Here is a 15,813-nt window from a genome sequence, read left to right on the forward strand (position 1 = left end):
GCTGTCGCTGCCGTATGCGCTGGTGGGCGCGTGGCGAGGCACGGGGTGGCCCCCCATCGTAAGGGGGAACCTACCGCCGGATCCTGTGGGCCGTCTTGTCGGTATCGGTCAGGTATCGAGTCGGTATCGGCGCCGGCCGCTACCGGGTCAGGAAGCCCGTAATGCCCTCGGCGATCCCGCGGGCCGCCTTTTCCCGCCATTGCGGATCGGTCAATTGCGCGGCGTCCTTCGGGTCCCGCATATTGCCGCACTCCAGGAACACCTTGGGAATGGCGGAGAGGTTGAGGCCGCCGAGGTCGGACCGTACGACCAACCCGGTCCCGCCGCCGAGGTAATTGGCCGGCGCGCTGCCGGTGGCCGCCACGAAGCGGCCCGCCAGGTGCTCACCGAGCTGCCGCGAGGGGCCGACGATGGCGGAGGTGTCGGCCGCGCCCGCGGTGACGCGTGCGGGCATGATCACATGGAAGCCGCGGTTGCCGTCGCCCGCACCGTCGGCGTGTACGGACACCGCGGCGTCGGCCTTGGCCTCGTTCCCGGCGCGGGCGCGCTCGTCCACGCACGGGCCGTACGGGCGGTCGCCGTCCTGGGTGAAGACGACCTTGGCGCCCTCGGCCTGGAGGAGGGTACGGGCGCGCCGTGCCACGTCCAGGGTGAAGGACGCCTCGGCGTACCCGTCGTTGGTGGAGGTGCCGGTGGTGTCGCACTCCTTGTGCGCGTTGCCGACGTCCACCTGGCGCGCGATCTCGCGGGTGTGGTCGCGGTTGCGGGGGTTGTGGCCGGGGTCGAGGAGGACGACCTTGCCCTTGAGGCGGGTGCCGGCGCGGTCGCCGGGCCCGGCGTCGTCCCCCTTGCCGTCGTGGCTCCGGCCGCCCGCGGGGTCCCCACCGTCCGCTCTGCCCGCGCCGTCCCCGCCGTGGGTGCCGTCCTTGCCGGGCGGGCCGCCGGGGGAGTCGGGGCTCGCCGCGGGCAGGGCCTTGGGCGGCTTGTCGCCGCCGGGGCCGCTCGTGGACCGCCAGATCAGCCAGCCCGCGGCGCAGGCGGCCAGCAGCGCGGCCAGGACGACGACGAGGGTGCCGCCGAAGCGGCGGCGCGGGGGGAAAGTACTGCCGTTCGACACATCGCGATCGTAGTGGGGGGATCAGTGCCCTTCGCCGGTACGACGCAGGACGTGCAGCGATCCGTGTACCGACATTTCGGTGAAGGCGCCGGATTCCAGGGCGCGGCGGTAGACGCGGTACGGGGCCTGGCCGCCGTCCGCCGGGTCGGCGAAGACGTCATGGATGACGAGCAGCCCGCCGGGCGCGACGTGTGGCGCCCAGCCCTCGTAATCGGCGGTGGCGTGCTCGTCGGTGTGGCCGCCGTCGATGAAGACCAGGCCGACGGGGGTGCCCCAGAGGGCGGCGGCCTGCGGGGAGCGGCCCACCAGGGCGACGACGTGGTCCTCCAGCCCGGCCGCGTGCAGCGTGCGGCGGAAGGCGGGCAGGGTGTCCATCAGGCCGACCTCGGGGTCGACCACGGTCGGGTCGTGGTACTCCCAGCCGGGCTGCTGCTCCTCGCTGCCGCGGTGGTGGTCGACGGTGACGGCCGTCACGCCCGCCGCGCGCGCGGCGTCGGCGAGCAGAATCGTGGAACGCCCGCAATAGGTGCCGACCTCGACGAGCGGCAGCCCCAGTGCCGCCGCCTCGCGGGCGGCCGCGTAAAGGGCCAGTCCTTCGTCGAGCGGCATGAAACCCTTTGCCGCCTGAAACGCGGCGAGTATCTCCGGCTTGGGGGTATTCGCGGCGGCCATGGGGATTCCTCCTCTGTCGTACGGTCACCGGGTGTACGGCGGTGACTCATAACGACGGATCGTACGTGCCGGAATGGGGTACGGAATTCCGGGGCGAATGCGGCGGTGCGAGTGCCCCGGCGGAATGGGGCGGGCGTGCGTGCGGAATGGGGGTGCGGCCGTCCTTCCGGCCCACCCTGTCGGCCCCCGGGAGAGGGCCCGTCTGACCTACCGTCAGGTTGGAACGTGTTCTAGTCTGCCCGGCATGGGCATCGGAATCACACCGGAGCACGGGGAACTGGCCGAGGCGGTACGGGGATGGGCGGCCCGGGCCGCGCCTCCGGAGGAGCTGCGCAAGCTGCTCGACGCCGGGCCCGCCCGGCGCGGCCGCCCCGCGTACTGGGATGAGCTCGCCGCGATGGGCCTGCTCGGACCGCACCTGCCGGAGGAGTGCGGCGGGGGCGGCGGCGAACTGCTCGATCTGGCCGTGGTGTTGGAGGAGGGCGGCCGTGCCGCGCTGCCCGGCCCGTACCTGCCCAGCGTGCTCGCCTCCGAACTGCTGCGGCGCGGCGGCGCTCCGGACCTGGTGCGGGCCCTGGCCACCGGCGAACGCATCGGCGCGGTGGCGCTCGGTGCGGGTACGCTCCGGGCGGCCGGGACGGCGGATGGGTATGTGCTGAACGGCGCCGCGCCGCCCGTCCTCGGCGGCGGTGACGCCGACCTGATCATCCTGGCGGCGGAAGCGGCGCAAGCGGCCGCCCCCGACAACCCGCCCGCAGGCCCGCCCGCCGACTCGCCCACCGCCTCGGCCGACGTGCCGCCGCGCACCCTCTGGTTCGCCGTCGACGCCGACACCCTCTCCATACAGGTGCCGTCCGCCGCCGACCCGACCCGCCCCACCGCGCGCGTGACGGCCGAGGGCGTCACGGTCCCGTCCACGCGGGTGCTGGACATCGACTCCGCCCTCGTAGAGGACCTGGCCGCGGCCCTGTTCGCCGCCGAGGCGTGCGGCACGGCGGACCGGTCGCTGCGCACCGCTGCCGGGCACGCCGCCGTACGGGAGCAGTTCGGGCGGCCGATCGGCCAGTTCCAGGCCGTCAAGCACCTCTGCGCGGACATGCTCGTACGCGTCGAGCAGGCCCGCGCCCTGGCGTGGGACGCGGCGCGTGCGGCGGACGAGGCGCCCGCGACCCGTGGCCTGGTCGCCGCGCTGGCCGCCGCCACGGCCCTGGACGCCGCCTTCACCTGCGCCAAGGACTGCATCCAGGTCCTCGGCGGCATCGGCTTCACCTGGGAGCACGACGCGCATGTGTACCTGCGGCGGGCGACCGTGGCCCGCCAGCTGCTGGGCAGCGGCACCGGGCACCGGCTGCGCGCGGCCGGGTACGGCGCCGGGGGTGCCCGGCGCGAGCTGCGCATGGACCTGCCGGCGGAGCGGTCGCGGGAGGCGGACCGGTACCGCGAGCAGGCCCGTGAGGTGATCGCGAAGGTGCGCGGCTTGGACCCCGGCGCGGTACGCCGCGAGCTGGCGCCCACCGGGTACGCGGCGCCGCACCTGCCCGCCCCGTACGGCCTGGGCGCCGGCCCCGTACAGCAGCTGGCCGTCCAGCGGGAACTGCGGGACGCGGGCGTCAGCGTCAGCGGCCTGGGGATCGCCACCTGGGTCGTACCGTCCCTGATCACCTACGGGACCCCGGAGCAGAAGGAGCGCCACCTGCTGCCGACGCTCCGCGGCGAGACGCTGTGGTGCCAGCTGTTCTCCGAGCCGGAGGCCGGTTCCGACCTGGCGGCGCTGCGCACCCGGGCCGAGCGGGTGGACGGCGGCTGGCGGGTCAACGGCCAGAAGGTGTGGACCTCGGCGGCGCAGTGGGCGGGGTACGGCATCCTGCTCGCGCGGACGGACCCGCAGGCGCCCAAGCACCGGGGTCTGACCTTCTTCCTGGTCGACATGTCGGCACCCGGTATCGAGGTGCGGCCGCTGCGGGAGATCACCGGCGACGCGCTGTTCAGCGAGGTGTACTTCGACGACGTACTGCTGCCCGCGGACGCGGTGGTGGGCGAGGTGGACGACGGCTGGCAGGTGGCCCGGCACACCCTCGGCAACGAACGCGTCCACATGGCCGACCAGGTGACCTTCGACACCGGCCTCGAAGCGCTGATCGAACGGTCCGCCGGGCTGGACGGCGCGGTACGCGAACGGGTGGGCGCGCTGGCCGCCGAGGCGCACGCGCTGGCCTGCATCGGTCTGCGGACGACCCTTCAGCAGGTCGCGGGCCGGGAGCCGGGCGCCGGTGCCAGCATCCGCAAGCTGGTGCAGACCACACACCAGCAGAAGGTCGCCGAGCTGGCACTCGAACTCCTCGGCCCGGACGGCGCGACCGGCGAGGGCGAGGCGGAACGCGCCCTGCACGGCTTCCTGATGTCGCGCTGCCTGACGATCGCGGGCGGTACGACGCAGGTGCAGCTGAACGTCGTGGCGGAACGGCTGCTCGGCCTGCCGAGGGACCCCGAGCCGCGCCCGCTGATCTGACCCCGAGCCGCGCCCGCCGGCCCGGCCCCGGGCGCCACCGACGAGGAGGACGGACATGACCGGCAAGGCGTACATCATCGGCGTGGGCATGACGAAGTTCGAGAAGCCGGAGAGCCGGGAGTGGCAGTACTGGGACATGGCGAAGGAAGCGGGCGGAAAGGCCCTCGCCGACGCCGGAATCCCGTACGGCGACATCGAGCAGGCCGCGGTCGGCTACTGCTACCAGCCCTCCACGGCCGGCCAGCGCGCCGTCTACGAACTGGGCCTGACCGGCATCCCCGTCTACAACGTCAACAACAACTGCGCGACCGGCGCCACCGCGCTGATGATGGCCCGGCAGTTCGTCTCCTCCGGCCTCAACGACTGCGTGCTGGCCCTGGGCTTCGAGAAGATGAAACGCGGCGCGCTCGGCGGCGGCGCGGACAGCGGCGACTTCGCGACCTCCCCGGTGGCCCGCCACTACGGTGTGATGGCCGCCGCCCACGGCTTCGAGATGACCCCGCCCACCGCCCAGATCTTCGGCAACGCCGCGCGCGAGCACATGGACCGGTACGGCACGACGGAACGGCAGCTCGCCGCGGTCGGCGCGAAGAACCACCGGCACTCGGCAGACAACCCGAACGCCCAGTTCCAGGATGTGTACACGGTCGAAGAGATCCTCGCCGCCAGAACCGTCCACCGGCCGCTGACCAAGCTTCAGTGCTCACCGACCTCCGACGGCTCGGCCGCCGCCGTCGTCGCCTCCGCACGCTTCGTACGCGACCACGGCCTGGAAGGCCGGGCGGTGGAGATCGCCGCCCAGGCCATGACCACGGACACACCGGACAGCTTCGCAGCCGGGTCCTGCATCGACGTCGTCGGCCGCCCGATGTCCTGGGCGGCCGCCCGGCAGGCGTACGAGGCGAGCGGACTCGGCATCGAGGACGTGGACGTCATCGAGCTGCACGACTGCTTCTCGGTCAACGAACTGCTGACGTACGAGGCACTGGGCATGTGCGCGGAGGGCGGTTCCGGCAAGCTGGCCGAGGACGGCGCCACGACCCACGGCGGCCGGTGGGTGGTCAACCCGTCCGGCGGCCTGATCTCCAAGGGCCACCCGCTCGGCGCGACAGGCCTGGCACAGACCGCCGAACTGGTGTGGCAGCTGCGTGGCACGGCGGGCGCCCGCCAGGTGCCGGGGGCCCGCGTCGGGCTGGCGCACAACATCGGGCTGGGCGGGGCGGCGGTGGTGACGCTGCTGCGGAGGGGGTGACGGACGCGGTGACGGGCAGGGGGGCTTCGGGCGGAGCCCCGGGCCCTTCGGCCTAGGACCGGTGACCGGCGGCTTCCGGTCCGATATTCCGATGCCGCTGACGCGTGTCAGCTGCAACTATGGAGCCCATGCCCCCGACAGCCACCCCCGCCACGCTGCCCGAAAACACCCGCCGCACCCCGTCGCCCGGCTGGCTGGTGACGCTGCTGGTCTGCGCCGGACAGTTCCTCGTCGTCCTGGACGTCTCGGTCGTCAATGTCGCGCTGCCGAGTATGCGTACCGGCCTCGGGCTCAGCGAGCTGGGGCTGCAGTGGGTCGTCAACGCCTACGTGATCACCTTCGCCGGGTTCATGCTGCTCGGCGGCCGGGTGGCGGACATCTTCGGGCGTAAACGAATATTCGTGGTGGGGCTCACGCTGTTCACCGTCGCCAGCCTGGCGGGCGGCCTGGCGCAGGAGTCGTGGCACCTGATCGCGGCCCGTACGGTCCAGGGCGTCGGCGCGGCGATCCTGTCGCCGGCCACCCTCACCATCCTGACCACCGCGTTCCCCGCGGGCCCGGCGCGCACCCGCGCCATCGCCACCTGGACCGCGGTCGGCGCGGGCGGCGGCGCCGTCGGCGGCCTGGTCGGCGGCGTGCTGACGGAGTATCTGACGTGGCGCTGGGTGCTGCTGATCAACGTGCCCGTCGGCGCGCTGGTGCTGGCCGGCGCGCTGCTGTGGCTCACCGAGAGCCGGCGCGGCGCGGGGCGGCGGCTCGACATTCCGGGCGCGCTCCTGGTGACGGCGGGCCTCGCGCTGGTGGCGTACGGCATCGTGCAGACCGAGTCGGACGGCTGGACCTCGGCGAGCGCGCTGCTGCCGTTGTTGGCGGGCCTGCTGGTGCTCCTGGTGTTCGTGGCCGTCGAGGCCCGTACGAAGGCGCCGCTGATGCCGCTCTCGCTCTTCCGGCTGCGCTCGGTGTACGCGGCGAACAGCGCGATGGTGCTGGCGGGCGCCGCGATGTTCTCCATGTGGTACTTCCTCTCCCTCTACGTGCAGAACGTCCTCGACTACACGCCCCTCGAAGCCGGCCTCTCCTTCATCCCGCACTCGCTGAGCATCGTGCTCGGCTCCAAGATCGGGCCGCGCCTGATGAACCGGGTGGGCGCCAAGTCCCTGGCCGTCACCGGCGCGCTGGTCTCCGCGGCGGGCATGTTCTGGCAGGGGCAGATGGGCGCCGACGGCACCTACCTCGGCACGCTGCTCGGCCCCGGCATCCTGATGGCCTTCGGCGCGGGCCTGACCGCCACCCCGGTCGCCTCCATCGCCACCTCCGGAGCCGCGCCCTCCGACCAGGGCCTGGTCTCCGGGCTGATCAACACCTCGCGGCAGATGGGCGGCGCGCTCGGCCTGTCGATCCTGTCCACGGTCGCGGCCACCCGGATCGCGGCGGGCCACGGCGGCCCGGCGGCGATGGCCGACGGGTACGGCCTCGCCTTCCAGGTCGGCACGGTCATCCTGCTGGCGAGCGTGCTACTGATGGTGCTCGCCCTGCCGCGCCGCCCCGAGGACGCCCACCATGACTGATCCCGCACCCGCCGCGCCCGTCACCGCCCCCTTCCCCGCCTTTCCCGCCACCGGCCGCCGCGTCCTGGTCAGCGGCGCCTCGCGCGGCCTCGGCCGGGCCGTCGCCCACGCCTTCGCCGAGCACGGCGACCGGGTCGCGGTGCACTACGGATCGCGGCGCGCGGACGCCGAGGAAACCCTCGCGTCACTGCCCGGCAGCGGCCACGTCCTGCTCGGCGCCGACCTGGCCGACCCGTCCGGCGCCGCCGCCCTGGCGGGCGCGGCCGTCGAGGCCCTCGGCGGCATCGACGTCCTGGTCAACAACGCCGCCGTGAACACCCCGCACCCGCCCGCGACCACCCCGTACGACGCGTGGACCGCCGCCTGGCAGCAGCATGTCGCGGTCAACCTGCTCGGTACGGCCCACCTCAGCCACGGCGTGGCCCAGGCGATGATCGCGCAGGGCACCGGCGGCCGGATCGTCAACATCGGCTCCCGCGGCGCCTTCCGCGGCGAACCCGACCACCCCGCCTACGGCGCCACCAAGGCCGCCGTGCACGCGCTGGGCCAGTCGCTGGCCGTCGCCCTCGCCCCGTACGGCATCGCGGTGGCCTCCGTGGCCCCCGGTTTCATCGACACGGACCGGGTGGCCCACCGCCTGACCGGCCCCGAAGGCGCGGCGATCCGCGCGCAGAGCCCGTACGGCCGGGTGGCGGCCCCGGAGGAGGTCGCGGCAGCCGTACGGTGGCTGGCCTCCCCCGAGGCCCAGTGGAGCTCGGGCGCGGTACTGGACCTCAACGGGGCGTCGCACTTGCGTACGTGAGCGCCGCCCGGTCCCCGCGCCGGAAGCCTTCCCTCCGGCCGGGTGCGGTGGCACCGTCCGCGGCATGGCGAACATCCCCGCGGATCTTTCGTACACCAAGGACCACGAGTGGGTCCGGGTCAGAGGCGATCAGGTCACCGTCGGCATCACCGACCACGCGCAGCGGCAGCTGGGCGACATCGTCTACGCCGAACTGCCCAAGCAGGGCGAGCGGTTCGAGGCGGGTGACGCGTTCGGCTCGCTGGAGTCGGTCAAGGCCGTCACCGAGGTCTACGTACCGCTGACCGGTACGGTCCTGGTGGTCAACGACACCGTCAACGACGCCCCGGAACAGATCAACGACGAGCCGTACGGCGCGGGCTGGCTGATCGTCCTCCGTCTGACCCGGCAGGCCGAACTCGACGGACTGCTGGACGCGAAGGGCTACGAGAGCCACCTCCAGGAGGAGGCGGGCGGCTGATCCCCGCCCGCGTCCCGTCGCGGCTACAGCCAGCCGTTCTGCCGGGCGGCGCGCGCCGCCTCCATGCGGTTGCGGGTGCCGGTCTTGCCGATGGCGCCGGAGAGGTAGTTGCGCACCGTCGCCTGTGAGAGGTGCAGCTTCCCGGCGATGTCGGCGACGGTCGCCCCGTCCACGGCCGCGGTCAGGACGTCGCGCTCGCGCTGGGTCAGCGGGTTGGGCCCCGCGCTGAGCGCGGCGGCGGCCAGCCCCGGGTCGATGACCCGCTCCCCGGCCAGCACCCGCCGGATCGCCGCCGCCAGGTCCTCCACCGGCCCGTCCTTGACCAGGAACCCGGACGCGCCGGCCTCCATCGCCCGGCGCAGATAGCCGGGCCGCCCGAACGTCGTCACGATCAGCACCTTGCAGGACGGCAGCGCCTCCCGCAGCTCCGCCGCGGCGTCCAGCCCGCTGCGGCCCGGCAGCTCGATGTCCAGCAGCGCGATGTCCGGCCGCGCCTCCAGCGCCGTCCGCACGATCTCGTCCCCGGCCGACACCTGGGCGACGACCTCCATGTCGTCCTCCAGGTTGAGCAGCAGCGCGAGCGCGCCCCGCATCATGCCCTGGTCCTCGGCGAGGAGGACTTTCACACACGCTTCGGCCTGCTCGCCGCCCGGGTTGGTCATGGCACCAGCCTAGTCAGCGCGGTGCCCTGCCCGGGTACGCGGCCGGACGGGGCGGCTCCCGGAGGAACCGCCCCGCCCGGACCCAGGTCGTCAGGCGCGCGCCGCGGTGCTCTCCCGGGCCACCGAGAGGATGTGTCCGCGCAGCCGTTCGATGTACTGACGCAGGCTGTCGTGTGCGGCCTCGGTGTCCGGGTAGCGGCCGGCGAACTGCAGGCCCTCGTGGAGCCGGGTGATCCACGCGCACACCTGGTCGCCGTACGAGACCCGGATCAGCCCGTACGCCTTGCGGTGCTGCCACTGTTCGGAGCCCGGGACGCCGCGCGCGTCGACGAAGGAGACGATCGAGTACAGGTCCGGGGAGGTGGGCCGGAAGTCCGAGCCCAGCAGCCGGAGCACCCGGGCCAGCGGGATCCGGGACAGTGACCGGTTCTCCCGCAAGGAGACCCGGACCATCTGCATGGCGCTGTCGAAGTCCGCCGCCTGCCCTATCGGGATCTCGATCGGCGCGCCGCCCACGTACCAGCCCACGGAGTCCGACCACTGGGACTTCGCCCGGGTGTGGAAGGGCACGACGGTGCGGTACACCTGCCGGCCGCCGAGGTCGCGGACAATCAGGCCGGTGGCCGCGAGGATGCCGATGAAGCTGCCGCCGTACGGGCGGCAGTACTCCTCGAAGGCCGCCGCCGCGGTGTCGTCCACGAGCATCTCGTGCAGGAACTTCTGGGTGGGCAGCGGCCCTTCGGGGGCGAGGCCGAGGTCCAGCGGGAAGTTCGGCAGCTTCCCGTCGCACTGGGCGATGAACTTGCGCCAGCGGGCGACGATCTCGTGGGTGTCGTCGACCTGGTCGGCGTTGCTGCGTTCGGCCGCGCAGAAGTCGACGTAGCTGGCGACGGGGGCGGTGTCCAGGGTGCGGCTTTCGAGGCCGGCCGTGTAGAGCTCGTGGATCTCGGCGGTGATGCGCTGGATCGAGTACGCGTCGACGTTGCTGTGGTCGAACGCCATGTAGACGCTCGTGCTGTCGTCCCGGACGACCGCGGCGAAGATGAAGTTCGGCCAGCTGAGCGCGTCCGCCGCGGCGTCGAAACGATCCTGCAGATGCTGGGTCAGCGCCGCCGCGTCGGGGAAGTCGCCGATCTCCGCGCGGTGCAGCACGACGGCGTCGGCGGCGAGCGTGAATCTTCGCATCTCGTCGTCGGCCCAGCGGAATCCGCTGCGCAGTGTCTCGTGCCGCAGCGTCCAGGTCCGCAGTGCTTCCTGGAGGACGTCGAGGTCGGCCTTGCCCGGCAGGTCGAAGGCGGTGCCGAGCCAGGTCGGTACGAACAGGCCGTCCTGGCGTACCGAGCGCGCCGTACGGACGTGGGACTCCTGGATGTACGCGGGCGGGCGGGTGTCGTGCGGCAGGCTCATGGCGGTCTCGACGACCTCCGGGTGCAGCGTCCATTCCACGAGCCGTCCGGGCCGGATCTCGCAACGCTGGATGTCGGTCATGCGCACGGGGTTCTCCGTTCGTAGGCCCCGGGACTCCGCCGGGGCGTGTCCTAGAGGTTGTCCCGTACGGGGCGGGAGTTATCCCTTGAGGGCGAAGTTGCGGGGCGGAGCGCTGTGGTGCAGTACGGTGCCGTGCTGAGCCGTGCGCGGGAAGGGCTCCTAGCTTCCGGCGCCTTCCGGACCGCTTTCGTCCCGGTCCACCGGCAGCTCCGCCACCAGCCGGAATCCGCGCCGCCCGTCCGGCCCGGTGTCCAGCGTGCCGCCGGCGGTGGCCAGGCGTTCGGTGAGGCCCTTGAGGCCGGTGCCGCCGGTGGCGGGCGGTATCGCGGACGGGGTGGGGCCGTGGCCGTCGTCGGTGATGGTCAGGCGGGCGCGGTCGCCGGCGGCGTCGGTGCGGACCTCGATCTCGCAGCGGGTCGCGCCGCTGTGCCGGACGGTGTTGGTGACGCCTTCGCGTACGACCCAGCCGAGCAGCACGCTGGTCTGCGGGGGCAGCGGCGGGCCGGACTCGCGGACGACGGGTTCGATGCCGGCGGCCTCCAGGGCGGAGCGGGCGCGGTCCAGCTCGGTGCCCAGGCTGCCCTCGCGGTAACCGGTGACGGCTTCGCGGATCTCGGTGAGCGCCTGGCGGCCCACCGCCTCGATGTCGGCGGCCTGGGCCAGCGCCGCGTCGAGGTCGCGCGGCGCGAGCCGCCGTACCGCCTCGGCCTTGACCACGATCACCGACAGGGTGTGGCCGAGCAGGTCGTGCAGGTCGCGGGAGAAGCGCAGGCGCTCCTTCTCCACGGCGGTGCGGGCCAGTTCCTCGCGGGTCGCGTCGAGCTGTTTGACGGTGTCGAAGAGGCTGATGACGGTGGCGGCGACCATGCCGGAGAAGAAGGTGCCGTAGCCGATGGCGGCGGCCATCCAGTGGTCGCCGAAGCGCCGGCCCGCGATGATGCCCGCCGAGCCGCTGAGGACGAGCAGCAGGACGAAGTGGGGCTTGCCGCGGATCGTCCGTACCGCGCCGGAGGCCAGGGACAGGAGCGGGAAGAAGAGCAGCCAGGCGTGGCCGAAGGTGATCGAGATGGCGTAGGTGACGGCGGTCAGGGCGGCGAGCCCGTACACGGGGACGCGAGAGTCGCGGTAGCGGGGGTTGAAGGCCGAGAAGACGACGAAGATGTAGATGGAGTTGAAGGCGAGCAGGCCGAGGCCGGCCAGCCAGGTGTCCTGCGACTTGCCGCTGATGATGTTGGACAGTGCGCCGACGCCCATCAGCAGCCAGGGCAGGAAGGTGTAGCCGCGCGGCCCCTCGCCCTTGGCGGGGCCGCGTCCGCCGCTTTCCCCGGTCCCGGCGCCCTGGTGCGGTTCGATGGGCACGTCGAGCAGGCCGGACCAGCCCGGCGCGGCCGGTTTGCAGGCGCGGGACCGCCGGCCGGGGCCGCGCCCGCTGCCCCGCCCGTCCTGGGTGTTCTGTTCGGTCTGCCGGTTCCTGCGCACGTTCGGTACTGCCTCTTTCCTGTTCCGCGCCGCTGTCAGCGCTCTGCTCGGCCCTGCTCGCGACGCTACCGGCGCCGTCGGCGGCTCCGGCAGACGCGAATGTACGCGGTCGGGGTGGACAAATGTCACGGAGCCGGGCGGGTGGGTGCGGCGCGTCCGCCTGACGGGCCGTCAGGGGTTCCGGGCTGCTGCCGGATCGGCTATACATGGATGCCGTCGGATAGAACGCGTTCTAGAACGGGAAGGCCGGGCCGGTTGCCGTCCCCGCACCGCCCGGACCGCCGGCGCGCACCGCCGACCGCAGGCGACCCCGGCACGGCCGACGGTGCGGACGGCCGGGCCGGGGTCTTCACACCGTGGTGAAGGAGCAGCAGCCCCATGCCCATCGACGCCGCCAAGGCCACCTCCGCCGAGCCGCGGACCACCGAACTCGCCTGGGAGCCGAAGGACGTCCTGCTCTACCACCTCGGCATCGGCGCCGGCGTGCCCGCCATCGACCCCGGTGAGCTGCGCTACACCCTGGAGAGCGCCCTGCACGTGCTGCCCAGCTTCGCCACGGTGGCGGGCGGCGGCATGGCGCTGGCCGGCGGCCTGTCCGCGCCCGGCATCGATGTGGACCTCGCCGCCGTCCTGCACGGCGGCCAGACCATGACCGTGCACCGGCCCCTGCCCGTACGGGGACGGGCCGTGCAGACGTCCACCGTGCCCGCCGTGTACGACAAGGGGAAGGCCGCGGTCATCGTGCTGCGCTCCGAGACGGCCGACGACGACGGGCCGCTGTGGACGTGCGACACGCAGATCTTCGTCAAGGGGGAGGGCGGCTTCGGCGGGGAGCGGGGCCCGTCCGGCCGGCGGGAACTTCCCGAGCGCGCGCCGGACCGTACCGTCGAGCGGCACGTACGGGAGGACCAGGCGCTGCTCTACCGCCTGTCCGGCGACTGGAACCCGCTGCACGCCGACCCCGAGTTCGCCAAGCTGGCCGGCTTCGACCGGCCGATCCTGCACGGGCTGTGCACCTACGGCATCACGCTGAAGGCGGTGGTGGACGAGGTGCTGGACGGCGACGTGGCGCGCGTCGCCGCGTACACGACCCGGTTCGCGGGGGTGGTCTTCCCCGGCGAGACGCTGCGCGTGCGCATGTGGCAGGAGCCGGAGCGGGTCCTGGTGTCGGTCACGGCGGCCGACCGCGAGGACGCGCCGGTCCTGGCGGGCACGGTCGTCGGCACCGTCCCGAACGGCGGGTGAGGGCCCCGTCGTCCAGCGCTCGGCCATCCGATCCGCCGCCCCGCGAAGGGAGCGCACCATGCGCGCAGCGATACAGCACCAGACAGGGCAGGAGAAGCTGGAAGTCCTCGACGGGGTCGAGGCGGTGGGGTTCGGGCCGGGGAAGGTGCGCATCCGCATCCGGGCGACCGGGCTGTGCCACTCCGACCTGTCCGCGATGAGCGGGGTGCTGCCGCAGCCCGCCCCGTTCGTCCCCGGGCACGAGGGCGCGGGCGAGATCGTGGAGGTGGGGGACGGCGTCCAGGGGCTCGCGGCGGGGGACCGGGTGCTGATGTGCTGGCTGCCCGCCTGCGGTACGTGTCCGTCCTGCAAGCGCGGTCAGCGGCACCTGTGCCTGGCCGGGTTCATGAACGCCGGCACCCCCAACTTCCGGCGGCCCGGCGCCGACCCGTCCGACGTCTTCGGCTTCGCGGGCACCGGCACCTTCGCCGAGGAGGTGGTGGTCGCCGCCAACTGCGCCGTACCGATCCCGGACGATGTGCCGTACGGGATCGCGGCGCTGATCGGATGCGGGGTGACGACGGGGCTGGGGGCCGCGATGAACACCGCGCGGGTGGCGCCCGGCGCGTCGGTCGCGGTGATCGGCTGCGGCGGGGTCGGCATCTCGGCCGTGCAGGGCGCGCGGGTGTGCGGCGCGGCGCAGATCGTCGCGGTGGACCCGGTGGCCACGCGGCGCGAGGCGGCGCTGCGCTTCGGGGCCACCGAAGCGGTGGCCCCGGAGGAGCTGGCCGACGCGCGGCAGCGGATCACCGGCGGCGAGGGCTTCGACTATGTCTTCGAGGTGGTCGGCAGGTCCGCCACCGCCCGCACCGCCTACGAGGCGACACGGCGCGGCGGCACGCTCTGCATCGTCGGTGCCGGGGCGATGGACGACCACTTCCAGGTCAACATGTTCGAGCTGTTCTTCGACGAGAAGCGCATCCTGCCGTCGCTGTACGGGGGCCAGGACACGCTGCGCTCCTACGAGCGGGCGATCGCGCTGTGGCGGGCGGGCCGGATCGACCTGGCGGGGCTGATCACCCACCGGGTCCGGCTCTCCGAGATCAACGATGCGCTGGAGCAGATGCGTACCGGTACGGCCCTGCGTACGTGCATCGAGATGTGAGACGGCCGTCCCTGTGTGGCGGCCCGGCCCCGACGGACGAGAGGAAGCCGAGAACGTGAGTGCTCCCACCGAACGGCCGCTCGACGGCCTGACCGCGATCGTCACCGGGGCGGGCCGCGGCCTGGGCCGGGCGGAGGCGCTGGAACTCGCCCGGCTCGGCGCGGCCGTCGTCGTCAACGACCACGGCCGGCCCGGCCGGGACGGCTCCGGCGCGGCGTCGGCGGGCCCGGCCGAGGAGACCGCCGCCGAGATCCGCGCGGCGGGCGGCGAGGCCGTCGCGCACGCCGGTGACGTCGCCGACCACGAGACGGCCCGCGGCCTGGTCCAGCAGGCCGTCGACCGCTGGGGCAAGCTGGACATCCTGGTCAACAACGCGGGCATCCTGCGCGACCGGATGGTGTTCTCCATGACGGAGGACGAGTGGGACTCGGTGATCCGCGTCCACCTCAAGGGTCACTTCAACACCACGCGCTTCGCCGCCGCCCACTGGCGCGAGCGCTCCAAGGCCGCCGGTGCCGCCGTGTACGGGCGGCTCGTCAACACCTCGTCCGAGGCGTTCCTCGCGGGCTCGGCGGGCCAGCCCAACTATGCGGCGGCCAAGGGCGGCATCGTCGGCCTCACCACGTCGTCGGCGCTCGCGCTGGCCAAGTACGGGGTCACCGCCAACGCCATCTGCCCGCGCGCCCGTACGCGGATGACCGAGGACGTCTTCGCCGGGTTCGAAGTGCCGGGGGAGGGGGCCCTCGACGCGCTGGCCCCCGAGCACGTCGCGCCCCTGGTCGGCTATCTGGCCTCGCCCGCGGCGGCGCGGGTCAACGGTCAACTGCTCGTGGTGCACGGCGGGATGGTCGCGGTGGTCGAACGGCCCAGGGTGGCCGCGCAGTTCGACACCGCGAAGGACGCGTTCACGTACGCGGAGCTGGACGGCGTACTGACGCCGTACTACGCGGAACGCCCGCCGGAGGAGACGTTCGCGGCGGCGGAGGTGCTCGCCCTCAAGCGGCGCTGAGGCCCTGGTACCAGACACGGCGACGGCCGTGGCTTCCGTACCCCTGACCGGGCAGTACGGGAGCCACGGCCGTCGTGCGGGGCGCGGCCCGGGGCGGTCCCCCCCCCGGGGGGCTCAGGCGTCCTGCGTCTGCTTGCTCCGGCGGTGCCGGCCGTTCGGGGACGCGTCGGCGTCCTCCGAGGCGGCCGGACCGCGGTGCCTGCCGGCGCCTGCCGCCGCCGCGGCGGCCCGGTCGGCGTCCTGCGGGCGCGCCTGGGTCGTATCGGTTCGGGCTTCGGACATGAGAGGAGTCACTCCGTCGGATCGCTTGCGGCTGTACGCGTCGGGACCTCTCCCAGCGGCAGCTGGGATGTGCCGCGGCACCTGCCGTCGGTGGCCGGCCGACCGGCCGCGCAGCCCCCGCCCG

At 73.5% G+C, this 15,813-nt stretch carries 14 protein-coding genes; 8 read left to right on the top strand and 6 right to left on the bottom strand.

Annotated features, from left to right (window positions below; genetic code table 11):
• Positions 1-139: 139 nt before the first annotated feature.
• Positions 140-1,117, bottom strand: coding sequence for an N-acetylmuramoyl-L-alanine amidase (locus tag ACZ53K_RS21445; RefSeq protein ID WP_468838817.1), 978 nt, complete (start codon positions 1,115-1,117; stop codon positions 140-142).
• A 21-nt stretch (positions 1,118-1,138) separates the two neighbouring features.
• Positions 1,139-1,789, bottom strand: coding sequence for a class I SAM-dependent methyltransferase (locus ACZ53K_RS21450; protein ID WP_468838819.1), 651 nt, complete (start codon positions 1,787-1,789; stop codon positions 1,139-1,141).
• A 244-nt stretch (positions 1,790-2,033) separates the two neighbouring features.
• Here ACZ53K_RS21450 and ACZ53K_RS21455 point away from each other — a divergent pair, with 244 nt between their 5' ends.
• From ACZ53K_RS21455 to gcvH, 5 genes are all read left to right on the top strand, one after another.
• The gene (locus ACZ53K_RS21455; RefSeq protein ID WP_468838821.1) at positions 2,034-4,298 is read left to right on the top strand and encodes an acyl-CoA dehydrogenase family protein; all 2,265 of its coding nucleotides are present in this window, start codon (positions 2,034-2,036) and stop codon (positions 4,296-4,298) included.
• A gap of 55 nt (positions 4,299-4,353) precedes the next feature.
• Positions 4,354-5,550: a lipid-transfer protein gene (locus ACZ53K_RS21460; protein ID WP_468838823.1), complete on the top strand. Its 1,197-nt coding sequence runs from the start codon at positions 4,354-4,356 to the stop codon at positions 5,548-5,550.
• 119 nt (positions 5,551-5,669) lie between these two features.
• Positions 5,670-7,118: an MFS transporter gene (locus ACZ53K_RS21465; protein ID WP_468838825.1), complete on the top strand. Its 1,449-nt coding sequence runs from the start codon at positions 5,670-5,672 to the stop codon at positions 7,116-7,118.
• Positions 7,111-7,920, top strand: coding sequence for an SDR family NAD(P)-dependent oxidoreductase (locus tag ACZ53K_RS21470; protein WP_468838827.1), 810 nt, complete (start codon positions 7,111-7,113; stop codon positions 7,918-7,920). Before ACZ53K_RS21465 ends, ACZ53K_RS21470 begins: the two co-directional genes overlap by 8 nt.
• Before the next feature lie 64 nt (positions 7,921-7,984).
• On the top strand, positions 7,985-8,380 hold the full coding sequence (gene gcvH, locus ACZ53K_RS21475; protein WP_468838829.1) for a glycine cleavage system protein GcvH: 396 nt from the start codon (positions 7,985-7,987) through the stop codon (positions 8,378-8,380).
• 23 nt (positions 8,381-8,403) lie between these two features.
• On the opposite strand, the gene ACZ53K_RS21480 is transcribed toward gcvH, so the two are convergent.
• From ACZ53K_RS21480 to ACZ53K_RS21490, 3 genes are all read right to left on the bottom strand, one after another.
• Positions 8,404-9,042: a response regulator gene (locus tag ACZ53K_RS21480; RefSeq protein WP_468838831.1), complete on the bottom strand. Its 639-nt coding sequence runs from the start codon at positions 9,040-9,042 to the stop codon at positions 8,404-8,406.
• Positions 9,043-9,132: 90 nt separating this feature from the next.
• Positions 9,133-10,530, bottom strand: coding sequence for a condensation domain-containing protein (locus tag ACZ53K_RS21485; RefSeq protein ID WP_468838833.1), 1,398 nt, complete (start codon positions 10,528-10,530; stop codon positions 9,133-9,135).
• Positions 10,531-10,689: 159 nt separating this feature from the next.
• The gene (locus ACZ53K_RS21490; RefSeq protein ID WP_468838835.1) at positions 10,690-12,009 is read right to left on the bottom strand and encodes a sensor histidine kinase; all 1,320 of its coding nucleotides are present in this window, start codon (positions 12,007-12,009) and stop codon (positions 10,690-10,692) included.
• Between the two features lie 378 nt (positions 12,010-12,387).
• Between ACZ53K_RS21490 and ACZ53K_RS21495 the strand changes: the two genes are divergently transcribed.
• From ACZ53K_RS21495 to ACZ53K_RS21505, 3 genes are read left to right on the top strand one after another with little or no spacing between them, the layout of a single operon-like run.
• Positions 12,388-13,254 carry a MaoC/PaaZ C-terminal domain-containing protein gene (locus ACZ53K_RS21495; protein WP_468838837.1) on the top strand — a complete coding sequence of 289 codons (867 nt, stop codon included), beginning with the start codon at positions 12,388-12,390 and terminating at the stop codon, positions 13,252-13,254.
• A gap of 58 nt (positions 13,255-13,312) precedes the next feature.
• Positions 13,313-14,398: a Zn-dependent alcohol dehydrogenase gene (locus ACZ53K_RS21500; RefSeq protein WP_468838839.1), complete on the top strand. Its 1,086-nt coding sequence runs from the start codon at positions 13,313-13,315 to the stop codon at positions 14,396-14,398.
• Between the two features lie 55 nt (positions 14,399-14,453).
• Positions 14,454-15,407 (top strand): 3-oxoacyl-ACP reductase, encoded by a 954-nt coding sequence (locus ACZ53K_RS21505; protein ID WP_468838842.1) that lies wholly within the window; start codon positions 14,454-14,456, stop codon positions 15,405-15,407.
• A gap of 114 nt (positions 15,408-15,521) precedes the next feature.
• Here ACZ53K_RS21505 and ACZ53K_RS21510 read toward each other — a convergent pair whose 3' ends face one another.
• Positions 15,522-15,689 (bottom strand): hypothetical protein, encoded by a 168-nt coding sequence (locus tag ACZ53K_RS21510; RefSeq protein WP_468838845.1) that lies wholly within the window; start codon positions 15,687-15,689, stop codon positions 15,522-15,524.
• Positions 15,690-15,813 lie beyond the last annotated feature (124 nt).

Source organism: Streptomyces sp. NPDC033221 (assembly GCF_055577005.1).

Coding starts and splice junctions, on each gene's coding strand:
- ACZ53K_RS21465 (WP_468838825.1), top strand. CDS start 5,670: ATGGAGCCCATGCCCCCGACAGCCACCCCCGCCACGCTGCCCGAAAAC.
- ACZ53K_RS21480 (WP_468838831.1), bottom strand. CDS start 9,042: ATGACCAACCCGGGCGGCGAGCAGGCCGAAGCGTGTGTGAAAGTCCTC.
- ACZ53K_RS21495 (WP_468838837.1), top strand. CDS start 12,388: ATGCCCATCGACGCCGCCAAGGCCACCTCCGCCGAGCCGCGGACCACC.
- gcvH (WP_468838829.1), top strand. CDS start 7,985: ATGGCGAACATCCCCGCGGATCTTTCGTACACCAAGGACCACGAGTGG.
- ACZ53K_RS21485 (WP_468838833.1), bottom strand. CDS start 10,530: ATGACCGACATCCAGCGTTGCGAGATCCGGCCCGGACGGCTCGTGGAA.
- ACZ53K_RS21455 (WP_468838821.1), top strand. CDS start 2,034: ATGGGCATCGGAATCACACCGGAGCACGGGGAACTGGCCGAGGCGGTA.
- ACZ53K_RS21470 (WP_468838827.1), top strand. CDS start 7,111: ATGACTGATCCCGCACCCGCCGCGCCCGTCACCGCCCCCTTCCCCGCC.
- ACZ53K_RS21450 (WP_468838819.1), bottom strand. CDS start 1,789: ATGGCCGCCGCGAATACCCCCAAGCCGGAGATACTCGCCGCGTTTCAG.
- ACZ53K_RS21510 (WP_468838845.1), bottom strand. CDS start 15,689: ATGTCCGAAGCCCGAACCGATACGACCCAGGCGCGCCCGCAGGACGCC.
- ACZ53K_RS21500 (WP_468838839.1), top strand. CDS start 13,313: ATGCGCGCAGCGATACAGCACCAGACAGGGCAGGAGAAGCTGGAAGTC.
- ACZ53K_RS21460 (WP_468838823.1), top strand. CDS start 4,354: ATGACCGGCAAGGCGTACATCATCGGCGTGGGCATGACGAAGTTCGAG.